Origin of the sequence: Microbacterium sp. NPDC090003, assembly GCF_044748385.1 — a bacterium.
GTDB lineage: Bacteria > Actinomycetota > Actinomycetes > Actinomycetales > Microbacteriaceae > Microbacterium.
Window position 1 is genome coordinate 2,152,796 of sequence record NZ_JBIVFW010000001.1, and the last position, 23,259, is coordinate 2,176,054.

Sequence of the window (23,259 nt, forward strand, 5' to 3'; positions counted from 1 at the left end):
ATCTACACTGCACGGTGTAGTGTGAAGTTATGCACTCCTCTCCCTCGCACGGGTCTCTCCAGGCTCATTCCCTGGTCAAGCGCTACCGCCATGCGGTCGCGGTCGATGGACTGTCGTTTCAGGTCGCGCCGGGTATGGTCACCGGTTTCCTCGGTCCGAACGGGGCGGGGAAGTCGACCACTCTGCGGATGTTCCTCGGCCTCGACACGCCCACCAGCGGCGCGGCGACCGTCGACGGCCGCCGGCTCGCGGAACTGCGTCATCCGATGCGCGTCGTCGGCGCGATGCTGGACGCGCGTGCCGTTCATCCGCGCCGGACGGCGGCCGATCATCTCCACGCCGTCGCCCGCGCCGGAGGCATGCCGCGGCGACGCGTGGCGGAGATGCTCGGGCTCGTCGGTCTCGACTCCGTCGCCGACCGTGCGGCCGGAGACTTCTCCCTCGGCATGCGGCAGCGTCTCGGAATGGCGACGGCTCTCATCGGCGACCCCGGCATCCTGATCTTCGACGAACCGCTCAACGGGCTCGACCCCGAGGGCATCCGGTGGGCGAGGTCGCTCATGCGGGGCCTCGCCCGCGAAGGTCGCACCGTCTTGTTCTCCAGCCACCTGATGAGCGAGATGGAACTGACGGCAGACCACCTCATCGTCATCCATCGAGGCCGATTGCTGGCGGACCAGAGTGTCGCCGAACTCATCGCCGCCGAGACGAGCGAGCGCGTCCATGTCCGCGCCCCGGATCGAGACGGCCTTCTCGACGTGCTCGTGCGCGCGGGAATGAGGGCGGCCGTCGACGAGCGCGCTCCCGCCGACGCATTGACCGTGTCCGCTGCGACGCCCGACGAGGTGGGCAGGGTCGCTGCCGCCCACGGATTCGAGCTGTCCGAACTCACCCGCGTACGCGATTCCCTGGAGGATGCCTTCCTCGCCATGACCACGGACCCGAAGGGCGCCTGATATGAACATCCTCGTTTCCGAATGGATCAAGATGCGCAGCGTGCGCGGCACGTGGGTCATGGCGGTGTCGACCGTCATCGTCACGATCCTCGTGAGTCTCGTCGGCGTCACCGGTCTCGTCGGTGAGGGAGCAGTCGTTCCGGACGACTTCGATCCGACCGCAGCGGGCTTCAAGGGAATCCTCGTCGGGCAGCTCCTGATCGCTGCGCTCGGCTCGCAGGCGATCACGAACGAGTACGCGAGTGGTCAGATCCTCTCCACCCTCTCGCTCGTGCCACGGCGGCGAACCCTCCTCCTCGCCAAGCTCGCGGTGGTGGTGATGATCGCGGTGCCCACCGGGGCCGCGACCGTCGTCGGTGCTTTCGGTGCGAGTCAGGCGACCTTGGCCGCAGCCGGGTGGCCGGTCGCGACTCTCGCCGATCCCGAGGTGTTACGTGCCGTGGCGTGCGCTGTCGTCTATCTCGTGCTCGGGTCGGTCCTCGGACTCGTGTTCGGCGTCATCACGCGCAGCTCGTCCGGAGCGCTGGCGATCATCGTGACGGTGGCGCTCCTGATTCCGGCCCTCGCCCCGGGGATCCCGGGCGTCGTCGGGCAGGTGGCGGGAACGTACTGGCCGACGACCGCCGGGCAGGCCTCGTACACGGTCGTATCGACCGGGTCGCTCTCTCCGCTGGGCGGACTCGCCGTGCTGACAATCACGACGATATGGACGGCAGCAGCCGCGTCGCTGGTGTTCTCTCGACGCGATGTGTGAGTGGCGTGAAGACTGAATAACTGTGCAACGAAGTGCAACGTCACCGGGCATAGCCTCTTCTTACCGCCGATATACCGCTTGTCCCCAGCAGGCGAAGGCGTTGGACGGCTGAGCCGTCTGCAGAGGGAGAGTCGAACTTCTTCTGATCCCGAGGGGGGATGGGGTGGGTGTCGGTCCCCAGAACGGCATCCACCCCCACACTCGATGCCCGGGTGCCTCTGCCGATGCTCAGCGAATCGACGTGAACACGTACCACGCGCCGATCGCGAGTACGAAGAGCAGCGGGATCCAGGTGACCCGGCGCTTCAGCCGTCGGCCCTGCGGCGCGACGCCCGGCGGGGGCGTGAGCATGCCGGCCGGCGGCGCGAACGGCAGGGATTCCGACGCCGCGGCGCCCGGCGCGACGGCATCCGTCATCGGCCGATGCTGGGCGTGCAGGCGCTCGTCGCGCCAGCGCGCCCACTGATCGAACTTCGTCATCAGCGCACCCACGACCCCGAACAGCCAGGCCCACGTCGCGGGGTCGAGAGTCGACGCCTCGCGCCTCGTGTAGAGGAACATCCAGTCGTCGACGATCTCGACGTCGAGCTGGGCGGCATGGTCGATGAACCGCGCCATGATGTCGGGGGTGAAGAGGTACAGCGCGTCCTGCTCGTAACCCTCGGGGCAGTACAGCGTGAAGTGCCGGTCGAAGTCGCCTTCGAGCGACAGGCGCTGCGCACGCTGGAACGACGCCGGCAGGTTCGACCCGAAGCCGTTGTTGCCGAGCGCATCGAGCACGATGTTCGGCAACGGCACGTCGAGCTTCACGGCGACGTAGCCCCAGCGGTACGTGGTCGAGCTCTTGCCGTGCTTGACCGTGTACTGGTAATTGCCGAACTCGACGAACCGCGGCTGCGTTCCGCGCACCAGGTCGGTCGCCCGTCGACCGGACCCGATGCTGAAAATCATCCCGGGCAGCGGCGGGTTCGCGATCCGCTCGGTGTAGCTCATGCCGTTCGCGCGGGCGAACATGCCGATCCGATAGCGGCGGATGCGGTTGGCGCGCACCGCGAAGATCGTGATGACGACGCCGGCGCCGAGGGCGAGCACGAGGAGCACGGCGAAGATCGAGGCGCCCGTCGACCCTCCCGTGCGCAGGGTGCTGGCGACGACCCCACCGAGTACGAGAACACCCGCGAGAGCAGCGAATCCGAGCGCGATGACGCCGACCACCGTGCCGGCGATCGTGCCGGCGGACGCCGGAGCGCGGCGCGCCTTGAGGTCGGCCGTGAATGCTCCGACCGCCCGTGGGTCGACCGGTCCGGTCAGTGCGCGGGCGTCGAAGGCGGATGCCGGATGCTGCGGCGCACTCATCGATTCACCTCGTCGGCGTTCCACGAGAGGTCGGCGCCGCTCGGTATCTCGAGCGCCTCCAGCCCCGGCTCTGCGCAGATGGCGGCGACCAGAGCCGCCGATCCCGCGACGATGGTCGAGTCGTAGTCGACCTCGCTCACCATCACCCACGCGTGGTCGTCGGGCCAGAGGAGACCCGGGCTCTGCGCCGATGCGGGCGCACCGTGCGCCTCCGCCGGCCGATCGCGCCACGGGGCATCGAGGACCCACTCGGGGTCGGCGAACGCACTCGGGGGCGCGTCGAACAGCACGTATGCGCGGTTCGGGAGTTCGAGTCGCGGGCCCTCCGAGATCTCGCGCGACAGGATCCCCTCCTGCCAGGTCGGTTTGCGGAATACGTTGTTGAACGGATCCCGCAGGCTGCGGGCGAGCATTGCGCGGTGATTCGGATCGTCGTCGCCGACGGTGTAGAACCCGCGGGAGGGCAGATCGCCGAAGAACCCCAGCAGACCGCCCCGCCCCTCCCAGAGCCCCGCGACACCGGAATCGGGAGTCGAGGTGTGGCGCAGGAGGACCGAGACGAGGGCGGCGAGGCTGTCGCCATCGAGCTCGCCGATGGCGGGAGACGAGAACTCGCGTCCGTCGGGGGCGACCCGTTCGATCCAGTCGCGCTCCCCGGGGGCACCCACGATGCCCGCCCACTGCGCGAGCGGGTGCATCGTCGTGCCGAACACCGCGGCCGCGTCGCCCCAGGTCGTCGTGGATTCGACGAGTTCGCGATACAGGAGCTCCACCTCGTCCGCCGGCATCCGCACGCGCTCCTCGGCCGTCGGCATCCGTCGTCCCGGGAGCTCGTGCACGAAGCCCGGATGGAAGATGCGCGCGTAGGCGGGAAAGCCCTGCGGAACGACACCGTGCATGGGCGGGAAATCGGGGTCGAGCCGCTCCCGCAGCCAATCGCCGACGGTCGGGTTCGCGATCCACTCCATGCGACCACGGTACCGGGGAGGGGCCCCGCGCCCGCCATAATCGAAGGGTGACTGCGACTGCAACCCTCCCCTCGCTCGATGGCCGCCGCTTCCGGATGATCTCTTCCACGACCTCGGCGGTCGATCCCGAGGCGCCGAGCATCTTCGAGTACTTCGAGAAGGACGGCGCGATCTGGGGCGGGTACACCGGCGACACCGTGACCTTCGGCAAGTTCGTGGGAACCCGCACCGCCGACACCATCTGGGTGTCGTTCGTGCACGTGCTCGTGGCCGACGGCTCGGTCGTCACCGGCGACGGGGAGAGCGAGCTGGAGCTCACCGCCGACGGGCTCATCCGCCTCGTCGAGCACTACGAGATGCACGGCCTGCCGCAGCTGAGCGTGTGCGAGGAGATCCCCGCCGCCTGACCGGGTGTGCGACCCGCGAGGGGTCACAACACGCCGCGAACGGATGCCGGGGCGCGGCGTGTCTTGACCCCTCAGCGGGGTGGACGGGTCAGCGGGGCGGCAGCGCGTCGCGCCCGGGGGATGCCGGCGTCCAGCGGGTCATGCCGAGGGGGATCTCGGCGTGACGTTCGGGGATGTCGGAGGGCAGCAGGTAGGGCCGACGGATGACCTCGTCGAGCACCACGACGCTCACGACGGTGCGCACCTCGGGCAGCTGGGCGATGACCCCGGTCGAGAACTCGTGCACGCCGCTGACGTCGACGGCGCGGATGAGCAGCATGGCGTCGTGCTCGCCGGTCGTGATCGCGCACCACTCGACGTCGGGCATCTCGCTCACGCGATCGCGGAAGGATGCCCAGGCCTGCGGCAACACGGTGACGAAGACGAGGGCCCCGATGGAGAGACCCGCTTTGGCCTGATCGACGCGGGCGCTGAACCCGGTGATCACGCCATCGCTGACGAGTGATTCGACACGCGAATAAGCGCTGGCGCGGGAGATCCCCACCCTGTCGGCGAGTGCGGCGATCGAGATGCGACCGTTATCACGCAGTACGTCGAGAATCTTGTACGCGATCTCGTCCAACCCGGTGGCACTTCGTCCAGAATGCTTCGATGCATCCGCATCCTTGCTGGACATATTGCTCCCCACGGTTGTTGATCTGGACAGACCGTGCCGGTCATCCCGACACTTGCTGGACACATCGTCGCATATGATGCGAATCTGATCCACGGTCGTCCACACCGGTGGCGGCCGACACCCGAATGTACTCCTCGCCCTTGGAGGCTCACATGTCGTCACGCCGCACTCTGCCTGCGCTCGCGTTCGGAGCGGTCGCGCTCCTCGCGCTCGCCGGTTGCTCGGGAGGAAACTCCGCCAACAACGGCGATGACTCGTCGGGCTCCGGCTCGCTGGTCATCGACACCGCATTCTCGATCGAGACGACCGACCCGGGTCACACCTACGACCCGACCGGCAACATGATCGCCAAGGCGATCTACGAGACCCTCGTCGACTTCGAGGGCTCCGACGTCTCGACCCCGGTTCCCGGACTCGCTTCCTGGGAGCAGAACGACGCCGCGACCGAGTTCACCTTCACGCTCGAGGGCGACCGCGTCTTCTCCGACGGCACCCCGATCGAGGCGAAGGACGTCGTCTTCTCGCTGCAGCGCATCCAGGGCATGGAAGACGCCAAGCCCAACTTCCTGCTCGCGGGCATCACGATCACCGAGGTCGACGACAAGACGATCACCTTCACGTCCGAGACCCCGCTGCTGCAGCTGCCCGCGATCCTCGCGAACCCGGCGCTCGGCATCGTCAACTCCGACGTCGTGATCGAGAACGGCGGCGCGACCGACGGCTCCGACAGCGCGCAGAGCTTCCTCGACGGCGAGTCGGCGGGTTCCGGTCCGTTCGTGCTCGACACCCTCGACCTCTCGTCGCAGGTCGTGCTCACCAAGAACGACGAGTACAACGGCGACGAGGAGTCGGCCTACGACCGCGTCGTCGTGCGCAATGTCTCGGAGAGCGCCACGCAGCTCGCCAACCTCAAGGGCGGCGACTCGATGGTCGCGATGGACCTGAACGGCGACCAGGTCGCGGGCCTCGGCGACGACCTCACGGTCGACTCCGTGCCGTCCGGTCAGACGATCTTCCTGCTGCTCAACCAGGGCGAGGCCGGAGGCGACCTCGCGAACGTCAAGATCGCCGAGGCGATCCGCTACGCGCTCGACTACGACGCGCTGCTCGAGCTCGCCGGTGCCGGCGCGGTGCAGGCGACCGGCGTCATCCCGCCCGGATTCGAGGGCTCGCTCGACGGCGGCGTCTCGCAGGACCTCGACGCCGCGAAGGCCGCTCTCGCCGAGGCCGGCTACACGGGTCAGACCCTGAAGCTGCAGTTCCCGAACGACTACCCGGTCGGCGGCGTGGAGTTCACCCCGCTCGCCGAGCGCATCCAGGCGCAGCTCGAGGATGCCGGCATCGCGGTGGAGCTCGCCCCGGCGCCGTTCGCGACCGAACTCGACGCCTACGTCAACGGCACCGAGGGCTTCGGCCTCTGGTTCTGGGGCCCGGACTACGCCGACTCCGCGAACTTCCTGCCGTTCGGCCCGGGCCTGAAGGTCGGCCTCCGCGCCGGTTGGGCAGCCGAGGCGAACCCGGAGATCGCCGAGATCGCCGCGAACGCGGCAGCAGCGACGGATGCCGACGAGCGCACCGCCCTGTTCACCGAGTTCGCCGAGGCCATGCAGGCCGAAGGCCCGTTCGTGCCGCTCATCGTTCCGGGTCGCAACGTCGCCTCGGCATCCGCCGTCTCGGGCGCCGTGTACAACTCGGTGTGGGAGATGGACATCGCCGAGATCACCCCGGCCGGCTGAACGGATAACGACGCATGACAACGGTGGCGGTGCAGAGACAGGCGCGCAGGCGTCGGTCTCCCCTGATCGGATACCTGCTGCGGCGGGCCGGCACCTCCCTGCTCCTGTTGGTGGGCGTGACGATCGTCACGTTCCTGCTCACCAACCTGGTGCCGGGAGACCCGGTCTCGGCGGCGCTCGGTGAGGGTGCATCGCAGAACCCGGCGACGCGAGAAGCGTTCATCCGGGAGCACGGACTCGATCAGCCGTTGATCGTGCAGTACTTCATCTATATGGGGAACCTGCTCCGCGGGGACCTCGGGACGTCGCTGGTGACCGGCCGTGCGGTCACCAGCGACCTCTCCACCGCCGTGCCGGCGACGATCGAGATCGCCATCGGCGCGATCATCCTGAGCCTCGTCGTCAGCATCGTGCTCGGAACGCTCGCTGCCTACCGTCGCGGACTCGTGACCGACCAGGTCATCCGCGTCGTCACGCTCGTCGGCCTCAGCGTTCCGACGTTCTGGCTGGCGCTGGTCAGCTTCTACGTCTTCTTCCTCGAACTGCGGATCGCCCCCGGGTCGGGCCGCATCTCGCCGTCGATCACCCCGCCGCCGCGCGTGACCGGGCTCTACACGGTCGACTACCTCCTGAACGGCGACGCCGTCGGCTACTTCGACGCCCTCGCCCACCTCGCCCTGCCGGTGATGGTGCTGTCGCTCGTGACGATCGGTCTGCTCACCCGCTTCATCCGCACGTCTGTGCTCGAAGTCCTCGGCAGCGACTACGTGCGCGCCGCCCGTGCCAAGGGGCTCCCCGCGATGCGCGTCATCCTCGACTACGTGCTGCGCGGGGCATCCCTCCCGATCCTGACCGTCGTCGGTGTCGCGTTCGGAACCCTGCTCTCGGGAACCGTGCTCGTCGAGTCGGTCTTCGCGTGGCCGGGCCTGGGCACCTACGCCTACAACTCGGCCGCGAACCTCGACCTGCCCGGCATCATGGGCGTGGGTCTCGTCGTCGGGTTCATCTATCTCCTCATCAACTTCGTCGTCGACATGCTCTACGGCGTCCTCGACCCGAGAGTGAGGATCGCATGAGCGGCATCGACGCAGCATCCGGCCCCTGGCGGTTCCGCTTGCGCTGGCCGCGCGCCTGGCGCACGCCCCTCGGCATCATCGGCACCGTCATCGCCGGAGCCTGGGTGATCATCGCCTTCACCGCGCAGTGGTGGGTGCCGTACGGCCCCAACGCGCAGATCTTCCCGCGCCTGCAGGAGCCCGGCGTCGAGACCCTCCTCGGCACCGACGGCAACGGCCGCGACATCTTCTCGCGCCTCATGACGGGTGCGACCGTGAGCCTGCCGCTCGCGCTCATGCTCGTCGTCGCCGCCATGATCATCGGCACCCTGATCGGTGCGCTCGCCGGGTACTTCGGCGGCTGGGTCGACGAGACGCTCATGCGCATCACCGACCTCTTCATGGCGTTCCCGACCGTGATCCTCGCGATGGTGGTGGCGGCCTCGCTCGGACCGTCGCTCTTCAACGCGGTGATCGCGGCCATCGTGGTGTCGTGGCCGCAGTACTCCCGTGTGACCCGCAGCATCGTGCTCGGCCTCCGGGGGCAGAACTACGTCATCGCGGGCCGCCTCCTCGGCCACTCGCCGCTGCGTACGCTGTTCGTCGACATCCTGCCCAACATCGCCGGCCCCGTGCTGGTGCTCGCGACGCTCGACATCGGTGCCGCCATCCTGCTGCTGTCGGGGCTGTCGTTCCTCGGCCTCGGCGCGCAGCCGCCCACGGCGGAATGGGGTTCGATGATCTCGTCGGCCATGCAGAACTTCGACGCCTGGTGGCTCGGGGTCTTCCCGGGTCTCGCGATCCTCACCGTCGTGCTGGCGTTCAACTTCCTCGGCGACGCGATGCGCGACATCCTCGACCCGACGGCCGAAGTGACGCACGAGAAGCAGGCCGAGAAGACGGATGCCGCGGGGGTGCCCGCATGACCGCGCTGAGCATCCGCGATCTGACGATCGACATCGGCCGCCCGCTCGTGAAGGGCGTCTCGCTCGACCTCGAGGCCGGCCGCATCCACGGCCTCGCCGGCGAATCGGGTTCGGGCAAGACCCTCACCTCGCTCGCCGTGCTGGGACTGCTGCCGCGGCAGGCGAAGACCGGCGGCTCGATCACCCTCGCGGGGGAGGAGCTCGTCGGGCTGAAGCGCCGGGCGATGAACCGCGTGCGCGGCAAGCGCATCGCGATGGTGTTCCAGGACCCCTCGGCTTCGCTGCACCCGCAGCTGCCGGTCGGCCGTCAGCTCACCGACCACATGCGCGTGCACCTCGGTCTTCGCGGTGCGGCGGCGCGCGAGAAGGCCGTCGAGCTCCTGCGCACCGTGCAGGTGCCGAACCCCACCGAAGCCCTGAAGCGCTACCCGCACCAGTTCTCGGGAGGCCAGCGCCAGCGCATCGCGATCGCGTGCGCCCTGGCCTGCGACCCCGACGTGCTGCTCGCCGACGAGCCGACCACGGCCCTCGACGTCACGGTGCAGGCCGGAATCCTGCAGCTGCTGCGCGACCTCGCCATCGAGCGCAGGCTCGCCGTGCTGCTCGTGACCCACGACCTCGGCGTGATGAGCGCGATCGCCGACGAGGTCGCCGTCATGAAGGACGGCCTGATCGTCGAGAAGGCCGATCGCGAGACGCTGTTCCGCGACCCGCAGCACGAGTACACGCGGATGCTGCTCGCCGCACTGCCCGGTTCCCGTATCGAGGAGGACGCTGATGAGTGAGGTCTCCGTCCTCGATGCGCAGGACATGGTCGTGCGCTACCCGGGCAACCCGCCCGTGATCGCCGTCAACGGGGTGTCGATGACCGTCGCCGCGGGCGAGACCGTCGCCCTGGTGGGCGAGTCCGGCAGCGGCAAGTCGAGCTTCGCTCGCGCCGTCGTCGGCATCGAGAAGACCGCGGGGGGAACGGTGCTCTTCAACGGCGCACCGGTCTCGCCCCTCGGCATCCGTCGACGCTCGATCGCCCTCACCGGCATCCAGATGGTCTTCCAGGACCCGTCGACCTCGCTCAACCCGCGCCGACGGGTGGGCGACCAGATCTCCGACGGCATCGCCACCGCCCGAGCGCGCGGTGCCGCCGGATCCACCGTCGAGGAATGGCTCGAGCGCGTCGGACTGCCGACCTCGGTCGCCTCGCGCTTTCCGCACCAGTTCTCGGGCGGGCAGAAGCAGCGCATCGCCATCGCCCGGGCGCTCGCCGCTCGACCCTCGCTGCTCGTCGCCGACGAGCCGATCTCGGCACTCGACGCCTCGACCCAGACCAGCGTCGCGGGCCTCATGCGCGACCTCGTGGCGGAGTCCGGCGCGGGGATGCTCTTCATCTCGCACGACCTCGCCGTGGTGCGACGCATCGCCGACCGCACGTTCGTCATGTACGCCGGGCGCGTGCTCGAGTCGGGGCCGACCGATCGGCTCTGGGCTGCGCCGCAGCATCCGTACACCCAGGCGCTGCTCGCCGCGATCCCCGAGCCCGACGGTACCGGGCGCATCCCCGAGGCCCCGTCGACCGAGGACCGCGAGGTCTGGTCGGAGATCCCGCCCGTCCTGAACTGAGGCTTCGACGGGGTGCTTCGACAGGGTGCTTCGACAGGCTCAGCAACCCAGTGCTGCGTGAGCCGCTGCTGGGTCCCTGAGCCGCTGCTGGGTCCGCGGCCGCTGCTGGGTCCCTGAGCCTGTCGAAGGGCCCTCCGCTGCCTCTATCCCCCGAACAGATCGGCGGGGTACAGGCCGATCGTGAACTGGTTCTGGGCGTCGCCGACGATCGTCGTGAGCACGTCCGGCTCGTCGCACTCGAATTCGATCACGATGACACTGCCGGTCGCGGGGATCGCGCGGACGGTCGTGAAGATATCGCCCGCGTTGTTCGAATCCGGTCCGAAGGCGTAGCCGATGAACTCGATCTGGTGCTCGGAGGCCGTGGCACCCGGCACTCCGGACGTGTCGTAGGGATACGCGGCGCTGATCTCGTGCTCCGGATCCTCGGAGATGCCGACCTCTTCGGCGAGGAACTGCAATGTCGCCTCACGATCGTCATCGGAGTCGGCGGCGTAGGGGCCGCTCGCGTACTCGACCGTGCAGCCGGTCGGGACGTGGCGGTAGGTCTGGGGTCCGGAACTCGCGGGCTCGATCTTCCAGTCCGCGTCGCCGGCGAGACTCGTCCCGACGCTGACGGCCAGACCGTCGGGGAGGTCGGCGCCCGCCGCCAAGGACAGATCGGTGTCGGGGATCTCGATGTTCTCGGCGGCCGTGCCGGAGTCCGACCCGCTGTCGGATGCTGTCGGCGAAGGCGTCGGACTGCTCGCCGGTCGATCGTCCGAGAGCGGGACGCATCCCGCGAGAGCGAGCGCCGAGAGAGCAGCAAACGAGGCGGCGACGAGGCGCCGCTGAATGTGTGAGCCGGACATGGATCTCCCAGGAGGGCCGAGGCGCAGTGGTGGGATACGCGACCGGCGGTGACGTGTCGGTCGATCGTCAGCCTACAGACGCCCTCCGACGAGCGCAGAACGGCCCGGCATCCGAGAGGGATGCCGGGCCGTCGTCGTGTCGCTCAGAGCGGTGCGACGATGTCCTGCTTCACGTCCCAGTCGGTGATCTCGAGGTTCGACTCGATCGCCTGACCCTGCACGTCCGTCGCGGTGGTCGTCGCGAGGATGATGTAGTCCGCGGTGACCTCGAACGTCGCGTCGACCTCGACGCCCTGCGTCTCGGTCGTTCCGCTGACGATGAAGACCTTCTTGCCCAGGCGCTCGCCCGTACCGGTGACGGTGAATTCACCGTTCAGCGCCGACGCGGCCGTGGCCGGGTCGAGGTTCGCCGCGCTCTGCGCACCGGTGCTGAGAGCCGCGATCACGGGATCGCTCGAGTTCGGGTCGGCGACCTGCCACTCGCTGGAGGAGCTCTTGACCCAGGAGTCGTCGCCGATGATGATCATCGAACCCATGTCGGAGATGACCTCGGTGGCCTCGTTGGCCGAGTCGTAGCGCGCGGTCGAGACCATTCCCATGGTGGTCGACGTCGCCGCGTATCCGGCGGACTCCTTCATACGATCGGCCGAGCACGTGGCGAGTGCGGTGATGTCGACGCTCTCCCCCTCTGCGAGCTCGGGGCAGTCGGATGCCGACGACGAGGTCTCCTCCGACGACGACGAGCTGCTCGTGCTGCTGGGCTTGCTCTCGCTGCCGTTCCCGCTCGGTGCCGAGCATCCCGCCAGCAGGATCGCGGCTGCGACGACGGCTCCGGCCTTCCACATGTTGACGCGCATGGCGTCCCCCCTTCATGCGGCCGATGACGGTCACCGGCCACCGCAGACAAGCATGCCAAATCGGGAACCGACCCACGTGGTGGAACCTCCCCGTTCCGTCCGCTAGACTTTCCAGGTTGTCTGCCTTCTGGCGGGCACGTTCACACACCCTCCTGCTTCCGAGAAATCCTCGGAAGCCGTTCTAGTCCGAAGGAGGTGGGTAAGTGACGCACCAGTACGAACTCATGGTCATTCTGACCCCCGAGATCGACGAGCGCCAGGTCGCACCTACGCTCGACAAGTTCCTGAAGGTCATCACCAACGATGGTGGCTCGATCGAGAACGTCGACATCTGGGGTAAGCGCCGTCTGGCCTACGAGATCCAGAAGAAGAACGAAGGCATCTACGCCGTCGTCAACTTCACCGCTACCAGCGAGGCCACGCAGGAGCTCGACCGTCAGCTCAAGCTGAACGAGCAGATCATGCGCACCAAGGTCCTCCGCTCGGAAGAGGCTCAGGCGATGGTCGCTTCGGAAGCCAAGCGCTCCGAAGAGAAGGCTGCTCGCAAGGCCGCCAAGGCTGCGAAGGCCTAAGTCCCATGGCCGGCGAAACCGTCATCACCGTGGTGGGAAACCTCACGGCCGACCCCGAACTGCGTTACACGCAGAACGGGCTGCCGGTGGCGAACTTCACCATCGCGTCGACGCCTCGGAACTTCGACCGTGCCGCGAATGAGTGGAAGGACGGCGAAGCGCTGTTCCTCCGCGCATCCGTCTGGCGCGAGTTCGCCGAGCACGTGGCAGGAACCATGACGAAGGGCATGCGCGTCATCGCGCAGGGCCGTCTGCGTCAGCGCTCCTACCAGGACCGCGAGGGCAACCAGCGCACCGCGATCGAGCTGGAGGTCGACGAGATCGGCCCCTCGCTCCGCTACGCGACCGCGCAGGTCACCCGTGCGGCCTCGAACGGCGGTGGCGGCGGAGGACAGTCTCGCCCCGCGCAGCAGCAGCAGGTGTCGGAGGAGCCGTGGTCTACCCCCGGCTCGTCGACCAGCGCCGACGCCTGGAGCACTCCGGGCAGCTTCGGCGACGACACCCCGTTCTAATTCTCTGGCCCTGAGCCCGTGACCCGCTGGGTCCCTGAGCTCGTCGAGGGGCCGCTCTCAACTAAGGAAAAACCATGGCTGGAAAGTCGAGCGGCGACCGCCGCAAGCCGCGGAAGGGTGGCAAGCCCACCGCTCCCGCGAAGTCGATCCGGGTCGGAGTCATCGATTACAAGGATGTCGCCACCCTTCGCAAGTTCGTCTCGGAGCGCGGCAAGATCCGTGCCCGTCGTATCACCGGTGTCTCGGTGCAGGAGCAGCGTCTGATCGCCACGGCGATCAAGAACGCGCGCGAAATGGCGCTCCTGCCCTACGCTGGCGCCGGCCGGTAAGGGGTATCGAGATGGCAAAGCTGATTCTCACGAACGAGGTCGCCGGGCTGGGTAGTGCCGGTGACGTGGTCGAGGTCAAGAACGGGTACGCCCGTAACTACCTCATCCCCCAGGGCTTCGCTACGGCGTGGACCCGTGGTGGCGAAAAGCAGGTCGCATCGATCCAGGCCGCGCGTCAGGCACGCGCGATCCACGATCGTGACGACGCTGTCGCACTGAAGAACGCCCTCGAGGGCACCAAGGTGCGTCTGGCCGTCAAGGCCGGCGCCGCCGGTCGTCTCTTCGGCTCGGTCAAGACCGAGCACGTCGCAGACGCCGTCGCCGCTGCGGGCCTCGGCTCGATCGACAAGCGCAAGGTGCACATCACCTCGCCGATCAAGGCGACCGGTGACCACGAGGCCACGGTTCGTCTGCACGACGACGTGACCGCGGTCATCACACTGCAGGTCGTCGCCGCGAAGTAATTCGCGTCACTTCCGCGGAACGCCCTCTGTCCTTCGGGACAGGGGGCGTTCGGCGTATTCGGGGGCGCTCGCGTGGGATGGGTGTGCACTAACTCAGGAAGATCGGGGCGTGGAGGGCGGGATAGGGCAGATTCGGGGGGCTCGGAGAGCGTTCTTCCTGAGTTAGCGCCACCGGGGGTTCGGCCGAACTGGCGCTGAAGGGGAGTTCGAGGATTCGTGTGGCGCGTGTGGCTCGCCGAGGGGAATCCGCTCAGCGGAGCCCGAGCTCGGCGGCACGGCGCGGGTTCACGGGAAGCGCGGGGTCGACGTCGACGGCGCGTGACCATCCTCCCTCGGTGAGCGTGATGCCGCGGGCCACGAGGGACTGGACCGCGTCCTGTACCGCGTCGACGACGTCTGCGCCGACCTCCGAGCCGGCGACGAGCGAGACGATCACGCGCGAGATGCCGCGGCCCTGATCGCCCGCCCAGACGACGACGACACCGAGCGCCGAGAGCGGGCCGATCCGACGTGTCACCAGCGAGAGGCCCGTTCCTCCGATGAGAACGTCGCCGACGATCGAGCCGCGTCGGTAGAGGCGCAGAGCGCCGGATGCCGGGTCGACGGCGCGCGCACGGAAATGCGCGTCGGCGAAGGTGCGATCGAGTTCGCCGAGTGTCGTCACCACGGCATCCGTCGGGATGTCGAACGTGCGGGCGCCGCGCAGGTTGCCGCGTTCGATCGCGTTTCGACGCTGCGTGTGCATGGTGTCCTCCGTCGAGGATTCTATGCGGCGGGTGAGCGCCAGGCACGGTGCAGAACTCCGGAAGGATCATGGATCGGCGGCCCATTTCAGCGCAACGATGCGGATCCAGCGCCGATCGCCGGAGTCATGAACGCGGGCGCGACGGATGCCCCGTGCTGGGGGCACGGGGCATCCGCCCTTGCAGCCGCGTCGGGGTCGACGCCGGGCTGGGGACCCGGGGGCAACTCGTCGCTACCGCGGCGACGCGGCGCACCGGTGGTACGGCGCCTCCTCCCTCCAGGGCGCCGGACCACCGGGGTCCGCGTTACGCCGTGCGGCGGCGCAGCAGGCCGAATCCGGTGAGGACCAGCAGAGCGGCGACGGCGAGCAGTGCGTACGACGCCGAACCACCGGTGGTGGCCAGCGCGTCAGCTCCTCCCGACGACGTCGCCATGCCCGCGGCCATCGTTCCGCCCGAGCTCGAGCCCGTTCCAGGGCTCATGCCGGGGACGGTGCCCGGTTCCGTTCCCGGATCGATTCCGGGGCCGGTTCCGGGGTCGGTCCCGGGATCCGTTCCGGGGTCGGTTCCGGGGTCGGTTCCGGGGTCGGTGCCGGTCGGCGTGGTCACCGTGCTGTCTCCGATCACGGAGATGGCGTTGTCACCGATCGTGATCGGCAGTGTGATCGGCAGGCCGATCTGGGTGCCGCCGAGGATGCCGTCGTCTCCGGTGGTGGTGCTGCCGGTGGACGGGGCTGCCGGGGTGGTGCCGGTGCCTGTGCCGGTGGTGCCGACGACGGCGCTGTCTCCGGTGAGGGAGATGGCGTTGCCGGTGACGTCGACGGGGGCGGTCACCGGTGCGGTGACCTGGGTGCCGCCGAGGATGCCATCGTCTCCGGTGGTGGTGCTGCCGGTGGACGGGGCTGCCGGGGTGGCTCCCGTGGTGGCGCCGGTGGTGCCGACGACGGCGCTGTCCCCGGTGAGGGAGATGGCGTTGCCGGTGACGTCGACGGGGGCGGTGATGGGTGCGGTGACCTGGGTGCCGCCGAGGATGCCATCGTCTCCGGTGGTGGTGGTGCTGCCGGTGGACGGGGCTGCCGGGGTGGTGCCGGTGCCGGTGGTGCCGACGACGGCGCTGTCTCCGGTGAGGGAGATGGCGTTGCCGGTGACGTCGACGGGGGCGGTCACCGGTGCGGTCACCTGGGTGCCGCCGAGGATGCCGTCGTCACCGGTGGTGGTGCTGCCGGTGATGGGGGCGCCCGCCGAACCGCTGGCCGGAGCCGACGTGCCGGTGGAGACGCTGTCTCCGAGGAGGGACACGGCGTTGCCCGTGACGTTCACGGGAGCCGCGACCGGAGCGGTCACCTGACTTCCGCTGAGCACACCGTCGTCGCCGCTCGTGGTCGTCCACGGAGCGGGGAGCGCCTCGAAGTCGCCGAGGTCGGTGCCCGGCGCGGCCGGAGCCGGAGCCGCAGGAGCGACGGCGCTGTCTCCCAGGAGGGAGACGGCGTTGCCCGAGACATCGACCGGGATCGAGATCGGGGCGACCACCTGCGTACCGCCCGCCACGGAGTCGTCACCCGAGGTCGTCGGGGCGACGGCATCCGTCGTCGGAGCGGTCGAGGATGCCGGTGCCGCGGCATCCTGACCTGCGGTTTCGCTGTCTCCGAGAAGGGAGATCGCGTTGCCCGAGACCGTCACGGGCACATCGACGTGCACAAGCGCCTGCGAGCCCGACAGCAGACCATCGACGCCCGTCGTGGTGACCGACGGGGCCGGCGCGGCGGGAGCCGGAGCCGGGGCCTCGGCGGGTGCCGCAGCCTGCTCGCTCGACGAGTCGCCGAGCAGGCTGATGGAGTTGTCGGTGATGTTCACCGGGACGGTGACGTTCACGACGGCCTGCGTTCCGGATGCCGTGCCGGAGTCGCCGTTCGTCGTGGCCGCCGGCGCCGGCGCCGGGGCGGGAGCTGGTGCCGGGGCGGGTGCCGGCGAAGGGGCCGGTGCCGGGGCAGGAGCCGGTTGCGCGGAGGAGTCTCCGAGCAGGGAGATCGCGTTGTCGACGATCGTGACCGGGACCGAGACAGGAGCCTCGACCTGGCTGCCCGAGAGAACTCCGTCGTCTCCCGAGGTGTCTGCCGCGTTGGCGGCCGTTGCGCCGAGCAGGGTGATCCCGCCGGCGAGAAGCGTTCCCCACAGGGCCCGCTTGAGGTAAGTACGCATGATGACTTTCTCCTTGACTGGACTGGGGTGTCTGATGTGGGTGCGCGCGAAGATGTGCGCGCGCAGCACGGCATCTGTCGTCCTCGAGGGGACGACGCGACAACCCGTCAGTCGGGGGAGACGTCGGTGTCGGCGATCAGCGACGTCGGCAGGACGTCGTCGGATGCGCCGGAGGTGCGCTCCACGGCACGGAGCGCGAGAACTCCCGCGTCGGTCAGACCGGCGGGAGAGACAGCGGATGCTCCGCCGGAGGTGGCGGAGGAAGACGGTGCGAGCGGCCCACCGGCGGGTGCCGTGGCGGGTCCTGACGCATGACCGGAAGCGGACGCAGTCGTCGCCAGGACAGGGGTGTCGGCAGGCGTGGAGAGCGCAGACCCGTCGAGCGGATGCCGGGGCGCGGACGCGGGTGTCGACCCGGGAGCCCCCGCGGTGATGGCGCCCGCAGCATCGGCCGGCACGGCCGCTGGGACGCCCGCGAACCCGGGATCGGGCGCCACGACCGGCGGAAGCGCGACGGGCGGGAGCGACTCGGTCGGGTCGATTCCGACCAGCACCGGGGGCACCGTGTCCTCGACGATCGCGCCGATGATCTCCGTGGTGTCGTCCACGACACCGGTCACGTCGTCGAGAAGGTTGGTCACGCCGAGATCGCTGAGCAGCCCGCCGACCACCGGCAGTGCGGCGACGGCATCCTGCACCGGATCGACGATCTGCGACACCGGGGCGTCCTGCAGCAGGTCAGACACCGGGGTGACGACGGCCTGTGCGGTGTCGGTGACGGTCTCGACGACGGGGGTCGCGACCTCTCCCACGACGGGCACCTCGGCGACCGTGTCGGTCACCGTCTCGACGACGGCGGGGACGGTCTCGGGGACCGGCGCGACCACCTCGTGCACCACGGGAGCGATGACGTCGTGCACGACGGGAGCGACGACCTGGGTGACGATCGGCTCGGTCACGGCGGTGACCGTATCGCCGACCGTGGAGACGGTTCCGGTGACGAGCGAAGACACTTCACCGAGGAGGGAGGGATCGTTCTGCTCATCGGCCTGAGCGGATCCGCCGCCGGTGAGGACGGTGATCGTCGCCCATGCGAGCGCGCCCATTCCGCCCCACAGGGCGATCGCGGGTACGCCGCGGCGGGTTGCTCGAGCGTTCACGTCGGCTTCCCTCCCCGAAAGACGATCGTTCCGACGCGCGTTGCGTCGATACCGGGTGACGATACTCCCGGTATATCGCGTTGTCCATACCATCTCGCGCCGATCCGATGACAGCTTCCGCATGATTCCGCGCATGTCGCGGTGTGACGCGCCCGGCGAAATTCCGGCTTGACTTTCCCCAAGTTCTTCACATGTGTCTGCGAGATGAACAAACCTTAAATGTGCAGTTGAAGCCCGTTCTCATCCACAGGGTGGGGAAACAGGAAACCCCCGGTCCAGGCGAAAAAGAAACTTTGAACTCGGGGTAGTCCACCGGGTTATCCACATGTGTTGTGCACAGACTCTCCGGACTTGTTCGCACGCTCTCCACAGAGTTATCCACAGGCCGTGTTGCATGTGGATAACGCCGCTCGTAGCGTGGGCGAGCGACCCAATGTCGGAAGTCCGTGATGTGCTGCATGGATGGCCGTTCTCGGCCTCACGACAGCATGACGCCCAGGTCCAGGAGCGTCGCGGCACCGGGGAACATCGCAGCGAAGGGAGCAGCGTGTCGATCGCCGACATCTCAGAAGAGCGCATGGGCGGAAGCCCGCGCGGGCCGGAGCGCACCCCGCCCCACGACCTGCTCGCCGAGCAGAGCGCACTGGGCGGCATGCTCCTGTCGAAGGATGCCGTCGCCGACGTGATCGAGACGCTCAAGGGCGCCGACTTCTATGTGCCGAAGCACGAGCTCATCTTCGAGGCGATCCTCTCGCTCTACTCGCACGGCGAGCCGACCGACGTCGTCGCCGTCACCGATGAGCTCATCAAGACGGGCGAGCTCGGCCGGGCCGGCGGTGCCGATTACCTGCACTCGCTCACCTCGATCGTCCCCACCGCGGCCAACGCCGGCTACTACGCCGGCATCGTCTCGGAGCGGGCGATCCTGCGCCGTCTCGTCGACGCCGGAACCCGTATCGTGCAGCTCGGCTATGCGGGTGAGGGCGACGCGACCGACATCGTCAACAACGCGCAGGCCGAGATCTACTCCGTCACCGGAACCGAGACCGCCGAGGACTACGTCCCGCTGACGAACGCCGTCGACGCCGCGATCGAGGAGATCGAGGCCGCGAACGGCCGCGACGGTTCGATGACCGGCATCCCGACCGGATTCCGCGAACTCGACGAGCTCACCAACGGCCTGCATGGCGGGCAGATGATCGTCGTCGCCGCCCGACCCGCCATGGGCAAGTCGACGCTCGCGCTCGACTTCGCGCGCGCGGCATCGATCGGCCATGACTTCCCGTCGATCTTCTTCTCGCTCGAAATGGGCAAGAGCGAGATCGCGATGCGTCTGCTCAGCGCCGAGGGTGCGATCCCGCTGCAGAACATGCGCAAGGGAACCCTCGACCCCCGCGACTGGACCACCGTCGCGGCGACCCGTGGCCGCATCAACGACGCCCCGCTCTACATCGACGACAGCCCGAACATGACGCTCGTCGAGATCCGCGCCAAGTGCCGCCGCCTCAAGCAGCGCGCCGGTCTGCGGATGGTCATCATCGACTACCTGCAGCTCATGACCTCGGGCAAGCGCGTCGAGTCGCGTCAGCAGGAGGTCTCGGAGTTCTCGCGAAGCCTCAAGCTCATCGCCAAGGAGCTGCAGGTTCCCGTCATCGCCCTGTCGCAACTGAACCGTGGTCCTGAGCAGCGTCAAGACAAGAAGCCCGCGATCAGCGACCTGCGCGAGTCCGGCTCGATCGAGCAGGATGCCGACATGGTGATCCTGCTGCACCGCGACTCGGTCTACGACAAGGACGTGCGCCCGGGCGAGGCCGACCTCATCGTCGCCAAGCACCGTAACGGTCCGACCGCCACGATCACGGTGGCCTTCCAGGGTCACTACTCGCGCTTCATGGACATGGCCCCGGGAGGCGACTTCAACTGATAGGTCACGAGAGGGGCGTTGATAAATTTATCAACGCCTCTCTCCCTCTCACGGGAACATCTGCCGGAGCAGTTCCCAGTCCTCGATCTCGAGCGCCCGAGTGGCGATCGTCCGAGCCTCCGGATGCACGCGCGGACCGAGTCCCGTCCATACCCGCTGAGCCTCCGCGAGGTCCTGAGCCACTACCGCGTTGCGCATGAAGTCGATCCCGTCGTAGTACGGGCCGGTCTGCTCGCCGGGCTGTACGTCGAACGGGCTGTATGGATCGACCCACGGAAGCGTCGGGTCCGGGCGCAGGTAGAGGACGTCCCCGGGGTTGATGTTCACCCGAACATGGTTGTGCGATAGCACCGTCGTGTAGTCGATGCAGAACCTCTCACCGATCGCGATGGGGCTGTCACCCGGGGCTACTACGTACGCGTAGATCTCACCGTCGGCGTCGGTCAGCGCCTCGCCGCTGGCCCACTCCGACGGCCCCATCTCGACGAGGTCGCCGAGGAGCTTCGAGTGGAAGGGTTCGTTGTCTTCGGCACGGATGCTGATCCGCGCACTCGTCGTGCAGTCGCCCGGGCCGCCGGCGGGAACCGAGAAGCCGTCGCCGAGGTCGACGAGATCATCGTCGGAACCGGCGGGCTCGGGCGACGAGCTCGCCGCGGGAGAAGCTGACCCCGCACCGAACACCTCGGTGGCCCAGGTCGTCGCCCCGAGAACGGCCGGCAGCGCCAGCACGAGCAGCCCCGTGACCGTCGCAGCGGACACGACCATCGTGATCTTCGCTCTCCGGTCCATCCGATCAGCATCCCATCGCCGACGCCGTAAGCGCCAGCATCCGAACTACCGCTTCCCCACCCGCACGTACCGATGCTCGGGCCGACCGGTGGTGCCGTAGCGCAAGCGCACCTCGACCTGGCCGCGAGTGGCGAGAGCCGCGAGATGCCGCTGGGCCGTGGCGCGTGAGATGCCCACGCGCTCGGCGACCTCGGCGGCGGATGCCTCGTCGTCGTCGCCGAGTCCATCGAGGATGAGCTGCTCGGTCGCCGACCGCGACACGGTCGCGGTTTCGGCGCCGCCGGCCATGATCGACATCGCGCGGTCGATGCGCTCCTGGGTGAGCGCTCCGTCGCCGCCGAGCAGATTGCGCATGCGGGCGTAGCGGCGCAGTCGGTCGGCGAGCGCGGCGGCGTCGAAGGGCTTGGCGAGATAGGCGAGGGCGCCGGCATTGATCGCTCGCCGCACGGTCACGGCATCCGTCGCCGCCGACAGCACGAACGCGTCGCGCTCGGTGTCGGCGACGAAGCGGATGCCGTCGCCGTCCGGCAGATAAGCATCGACCAGCAGCAGGTCGGGCTGATGCGCGCGCAGCGCCTGGCGGGCAGCGTCGAGCGTGTGCACCGCCTCGAGCGGGACGAACCCGGGCACGCTGGCCACCGCGTCGCGGTGCAGGCCCGCGACGCGGAAGTCGTCGTCGATCACGAGCACGCGGATGTCGTCGGTCACTGTTCCTCCAGATGCCGGTCGTCTTCGGGCGGTCGGACCGCCGAGGGGATGCGGGCGCCGAAGACGGCACCGCCGCCGTCACCACCCGGCGAGATCAGCCACACGTCGCCACCGCGCCGGCGGGCGAGGTCGCGGGAGAGCGGCAGCCCGTACCCGTGGCCGTGCACGGGGCCGGCATCCGATGCGTCGGAGCCGGGGCGCACGGCGATCGTCTCGGTGGTCGGCGCGAAGGGGTCGCGATCGGGCGGGGTGATGCCCGAGCCGGAGTCGGCGACCGTCAGCACGAGCCCCTCCCGGTCGGTGAGGAGGGTGACCTCGACCTGTCGCGGTTCGGCGCCTGCGACGGCGGCGCGGATCGCGTTGTCGATCAGGTTGCCCAGCACGGCCGCGACGTCTTCGGCGGCGGTCACCTCGCCCAGCAGGAAGGTGTCGTCGCTGATGACCAGCGCGACTCCGCGCTCGCGGGCCGTGACCGCGGTCGCTCCCAGGAACGACTGCAGGAACGGGTCGGGTACCCGCTCGATCCCGGCGAGCTCGACGCCCACCGAGCCGCGATGCGTGAGTTCGTCGAGGAAGGCGCGGGCCTCGCGCCCCCGATCGGCGTCGAGCAGACCCGATACCACGTGCAGCCGATTGGCGAACTCGTGCCGCTGCACCCGCAGCGCCTCGGTCGTCGCGCGCACGGTCTCGAGGCGACCGGCGAGGGCCTCGATGTCGGTGCGATCCCGCACGACGACGACCACCCCGAGCGGTCGCGCCTCGCGTACGACCGGGCGGGCGTCGAGATACAGCACCCGGTCGCCGACCACGGTCTCGGCGCTCGCACCTCGGCCGTCGAGCAGGCGTCGCACGGTGTCGTCGAGGCCGAGCGACGAGGCTCGGCGACCGACGGGGGAGTCGAGCTGCAGCATCCGCTCCGCCGCGCTGTTGCAGACGCGCACGACGCCGTCGGGGTCGACCGCGAAGACGCCGTCGCCGACCCCCTCGAGCACGGCGGCCTGATTCTGCACGAGCGCGACGAGGTCTTCGGGCTGCACCCCCAGCGTCAGCCGCTCGAAGCGGCGGCGTAGCAGAAGCGTGGCCAGGGCGGCCAGCCCGATCGCCGCGCCGCCGGCGACCGCGATCGTCGCGATCAGGGTGGGCAGTTCGTCGAACACGCTCGCCCGCTCGAACCCCACGCTCACCTCGCCGACCGGCGGCTGTCCGGCCGCCGCGTAGATCGGCACCTTGGCCCGCGCCGATTCGCCGAGCGTGCCGACCTCCCAGTCGACCACCTCGGTTCCGCGCAGCACCTCTTCGAACGGCGTCGAGACGACCTGGCCGAGAAGATCCTGATTGGGGTGGGCGAGACGGATGCCGTGATCGTCGGTGATCACGACGAACAGGGCATCGGTGCGATCGGCGACCGCGACCGAGATCTGCTGCAGCGTGCCGTCGCGCAGCGCCACCGCCTCGGGCGTGCCGGGATCGGCCGAGAACTCGGCGACGAGCTGACGCACGTCGGGATCCTCGGCGAGGGTGCGTGCGATGTTGAGCGCGGTCGCCTCGGACTCGGCCCGCAGCTGCTGAACGGCGAGCCACCCGAAGACGAGGGTGCAGACGGTGACGACCGCCGCGACGGTCGCGAGTTGCACGAGCAGCAGACGGGTGGCGAATCGCACGGTGGCACCTCCTCGACTCCGTTGTGAGCACAATGCGCA

At 69.0% G+C, this 23,259-nt stretch carries 24 protein-coding genes; 13 read left to right on the forward strand and 11 right to left on the reverse strand.

Annotation, left to right across the window (positions count from 1 at the left end; all coding sequences use genetic code 11):
* Nucleotides 1-29 precede the first annotated feature (29 nt).
* The gene (locus tag ACIPVN_RS10365) at nt 30-956 is read left to right on the forward strand and encodes an ABC transporter ATP-binding protein (protein ID WP_400442628.1); all 927 of its coding nucleotides are present in this window, start codon (nt 30-32) and stop codon (nt 954-956) included.
* 1 nt (nt 957) lies between these two features.
* On the forward strand, nt 958-1,710 hold the full coding sequence (locus tag ACIPVN_RS10370) for an ABC transporter permease (protein WP_400442629.1): 753 nt from the start codon (nt 958-960) through the stop codon (nt 1,708-1,710).
* Between the two features lie 228 nt (nt 1,711-1,938).
* Here ACIPVN_RS10370 and ACIPVN_RS10375 read toward each other — a convergent pair whose 3' ends face one another.
* Together ACIPVN_RS10375 and ACIPVN_RS10380 are read right to left on the reverse strand one after the other, a co-directional pair.
* Nucleotides 1,939-3,066 carry a hypothetical protein gene (locus tag ACIPVN_RS10375; protein WP_400442630.1) on the reverse strand — a complete coding sequence of 376 codons (1,128 nt, stop codon included), beginning with the start codon at nt 3,064-3,066 and terminating at the stop codon, nt 1,939-1,941.
* On the reverse strand, nt 3,063-4,034 hold the full coding sequence (locus tag ACIPVN_RS10380) for a hypothetical protein (RefSeq protein ID WP_400442631.1): 972 nt from the start codon (nt 4,032-4,034) through the stop codon (nt 3,063-3,065). The genes ACIPVN_RS10375 and ACIPVN_RS10380 overlap by 4 nt, the downstream gene beginning before the upstream one ends.
* Before the next feature lie 47 nt (nt 4,035-4,081).
* Here ACIPVN_RS10380 and ACIPVN_RS10385 point away from each other — a divergent pair, with 47 nt between their 5' ends.
* On the forward strand, nt 4,082-4,441 hold the full coding sequence (locus tag ACIPVN_RS10385; RefSeq protein WP_400442632.1) for a hypothetical protein: 360 nt from the start codon (nt 4,082-4,084) through the stop codon (nt 4,439-4,441).
* 88 nt (nt 4,442-4,529) lie between these two features.
* On the opposite strand, the gene ACIPVN_RS10390 is transcribed toward ACIPVN_RS10385, so the two are convergent.
* On the reverse strand, nt 4,530-5,063 hold the full coding sequence (locus ACIPVN_RS10390; protein WP_400442633.1) for an Lrp/AsnC family transcriptional regulator: 534 nt from the start codon (nt 5,061-5,063) through the stop codon (nt 4,530-4,532).
* Between the two features lie 206 nt (nt 5,064-5,269).
* Between ACIPVN_RS10390 and ACIPVN_RS10395 the strand changes: the two genes are divergently transcribed.
* Genes ACIPVN_RS10395 through ACIPVN_RS10415 form a run of 5 tightly spaced genes read left to right on the forward strand, consistent with a single transcriptional unit; the run spans nt 5,270 to nt 10,451 of the window.
* Complete coding sequence (locus tag ACIPVN_RS10395; protein WP_400442634.1) at nt 5,270-6,853, forward strand: ABC transporter substrate-binding protein; 1,584 nt, start codon at nt 5,270-5,272, stop codon at nt 6,851-6,853.
* A gap of 14 nt (nt 6,854-6,867) precedes the next feature.
* A complete protein-coding gene (locus ACIPVN_RS10400) occupies nt 6,868-7,929 on the forward strand; it encodes an ABC transporter permease (RefSeq protein WP_247624082.1) in 1,062 nt (353 codons plus the stop codon).
* Nucleotides 7,926-8,834 (forward strand): ABC transporter permease, encoded by a 909-nt coding sequence (locus ACIPVN_RS10405; protein ID WP_400442635.1) that lies wholly within the window; start codon nt 7,926-7,928, stop codon nt 8,832-8,834. The genes ACIPVN_RS10400 and ACIPVN_RS10405 overlap by 4 nt, the downstream gene beginning before the upstream one ends.
* A complete protein-coding gene (locus ACIPVN_RS10410) occupies nt 8,831-9,619 on the forward strand; it encodes an ABC transporter ATP-binding protein (RefSeq protein WP_400442636.1) in 789 nt (262 codons plus the stop codon). The genes ACIPVN_RS10405 and ACIPVN_RS10410 overlap by 4 nt, the downstream gene beginning before the upstream one ends.
* Nucleotides 9,612-10,451 carry an ABC transporter ATP-binding protein gene (locus tag ACIPVN_RS10415; protein WP_400442637.1) on the forward strand — a complete coding sequence of 280 codons (840 nt, stop codon included), beginning with the start codon at nt 9,612-9,614 and terminating at the stop codon, nt 10,449-10,451. Before ACIPVN_RS10410 ends, ACIPVN_RS10415 begins: the two co-directional genes overlap by 8 nt.
* Nucleotides 10,452-10,594: 143 nt before the next feature.
* Here the strand turns inward: ACIPVN_RS10415 and ACIPVN_RS10420 are convergent, their stop codons facing one another.
* The gene (locus ACIPVN_RS10420; RefSeq protein WP_400442638.1) at nt 10,595-11,302 is read right to left on the reverse strand and encodes a hypothetical protein; all 708 of its coding nucleotides are present in this window, start codon (nt 11,300-11,302) and stop codon (nt 10,595-10,597) included.
* Between the two features lie 143 nt (nt 11,303-11,445).
* Nucleotides 11,446-12,159 carry a hypothetical protein gene (locus tag ACIPVN_RS10425; RefSeq protein ID WP_400442639.1) on the reverse strand — a complete coding sequence of 238 codons (714 nt, stop codon included), beginning with the start codon at nt 12,157-12,159 and terminating at the stop codon, nt 11,446-11,448.
* 203 nt (nt 12,160-12,362) lie between these two features.
* Between ACIPVN_RS10425 and rpsF the strand changes: the two genes are divergently transcribed.
* The 4 genes from rpsF (at nt 12,363) to rplI (ending at nt 14,036) form a co-directional block, all read left to right on the forward strand.
* On the forward strand, nt 12,363-12,731 hold the full coding sequence (rpsF, locus tag ACIPVN_RS10430) for a 30S ribosomal protein S6 (RefSeq protein ID WP_400442640.1): 369 nt from the start codon (nt 12,363-12,365) through the stop codon (nt 12,729-12,731).
* A gap of 5 nt (nt 12,732-12,736) precedes the next feature.
* Entirely contained in the window at nt 12,737-13,243 is a 507-nt protein-coding gene (locus tag ACIPVN_RS10435; protein WP_400442641.1) for a single-stranded DNA-binding protein, read from the forward strand.
* A gap of 74 nt (nt 13,244-13,317) precedes the next feature.
* Complete coding sequence (rpsR, locus tag ACIPVN_RS10440) at nt 13,318-13,572, forward strand: 30S ribosomal protein S18 (protein WP_017829850.1); 255 nt, start codon at nt 13,318-13,320, stop codon at nt 13,570-13,572.
* Between the two features lie 11 nt (nt 13,573-13,583).
* Nucleotides 13,584-14,036, forward strand: coding sequence for a 50S ribosomal protein L9 (rplI, locus tag ACIPVN_RS10445; protein WP_400442642.1), 453 nt, complete (start codon nt 13,584-13,586; stop codon nt 14,034-14,036).
* A gap of 250 nt (nt 14,037-14,286) precedes the next feature.
* Here the strand turns inward: rplI and ACIPVN_RS10450 are convergent, their stop codons facing one another.
* From ACIPVN_RS10450 to ACIPVN_RS10460, 3 genes are all read right to left on the reverse strand, one after another.
* Nucleotides 14,287-14,781 (reverse strand): hypothetical protein, encoded by a 495-nt coding sequence (locus ACIPVN_RS10450; protein WP_400442643.1) that lies wholly within the window; start codon nt 14,779-14,781, stop codon nt 14,287-14,289.
* A 304-nt stretch (nt 14,782-15,085) separates the two neighbouring features.
* Nucleotides 15,086-16,978, reverse strand: coding sequence for a chaplin family protein (locus ACIPVN_RS10455; RefSeq protein WP_400442644.1), 1,893 nt, complete (start codon nt 16,976-16,978; stop codon nt 15,086-15,088).
* Between the two features lie 107 nt (nt 16,979-17,085).
* Complete coding sequence (locus tag ACIPVN_RS10460) at nt 17,086-18,138, reverse strand: hypothetical protein (RefSeq protein ID WP_400442645.1); 1,053 nt, start codon at nt 18,136-18,138, stop codon at nt 17,086-17,088.
* Between the two features lie 577 nt (nt 18,139-18,715).
* Here ACIPVN_RS10460 and dnaB point away from each other — a divergent pair.
* Nucleotides 18,716-20,062 carry a replicative DNA helicase gene (gene dnaB, locus ACIPVN_RS10465; RefSeq protein ID WP_247624751.1) on the forward strand — a complete coding sequence of 449 codons (1,347 nt, stop codon included), beginning with the start codon at nt 18,716-18,718 and terminating at the stop codon, nt 20,060-20,062.
* 48 nt (nt 20,063-20,110) lie between these two features.
* Here the strand turns inward: dnaB and ACIPVN_RS10470 are convergent, their stop codons facing one another.
* From ACIPVN_RS10470 to ACIPVN_RS10480, 3 genes are read right to left on the reverse strand one after another with little or no spacing between them, the layout of a single operon-like run.
* Nucleotides 20,111-20,851: a LysM peptidoglycan-binding domain-containing protein gene (locus tag ACIPVN_RS10470; protein ID WP_400442646.1), complete on the reverse strand. Its 741-nt coding sequence runs from the start codon at nt 20,849-20,851 to the stop codon at nt 20,111-20,113.
* Between the two features lie 45 nt (nt 20,852-20,896).
* Entirely contained in the window at nt 20,897-21,559 is a 663-nt protein-coding gene (locus ACIPVN_RS10475) for a response regulator (RefSeq protein ID WP_400442647.1), read from the reverse strand.
* Nucleotides 21,556-23,220, reverse strand: a complete 1,665-nt coding sequence (locus ACIPVN_RS10480; RefSeq protein WP_400442648.1) for an ATP-binding protein — start codon at nt 23,218-23,220, stop codon at nt 21,556-21,558. The genes ACIPVN_RS10475 and ACIPVN_RS10480 overlap by 4 nt, the downstream gene beginning before the upstream one ends.
* Nucleotides 23,221-23,259: the final 39 nt, after the last annotated feature.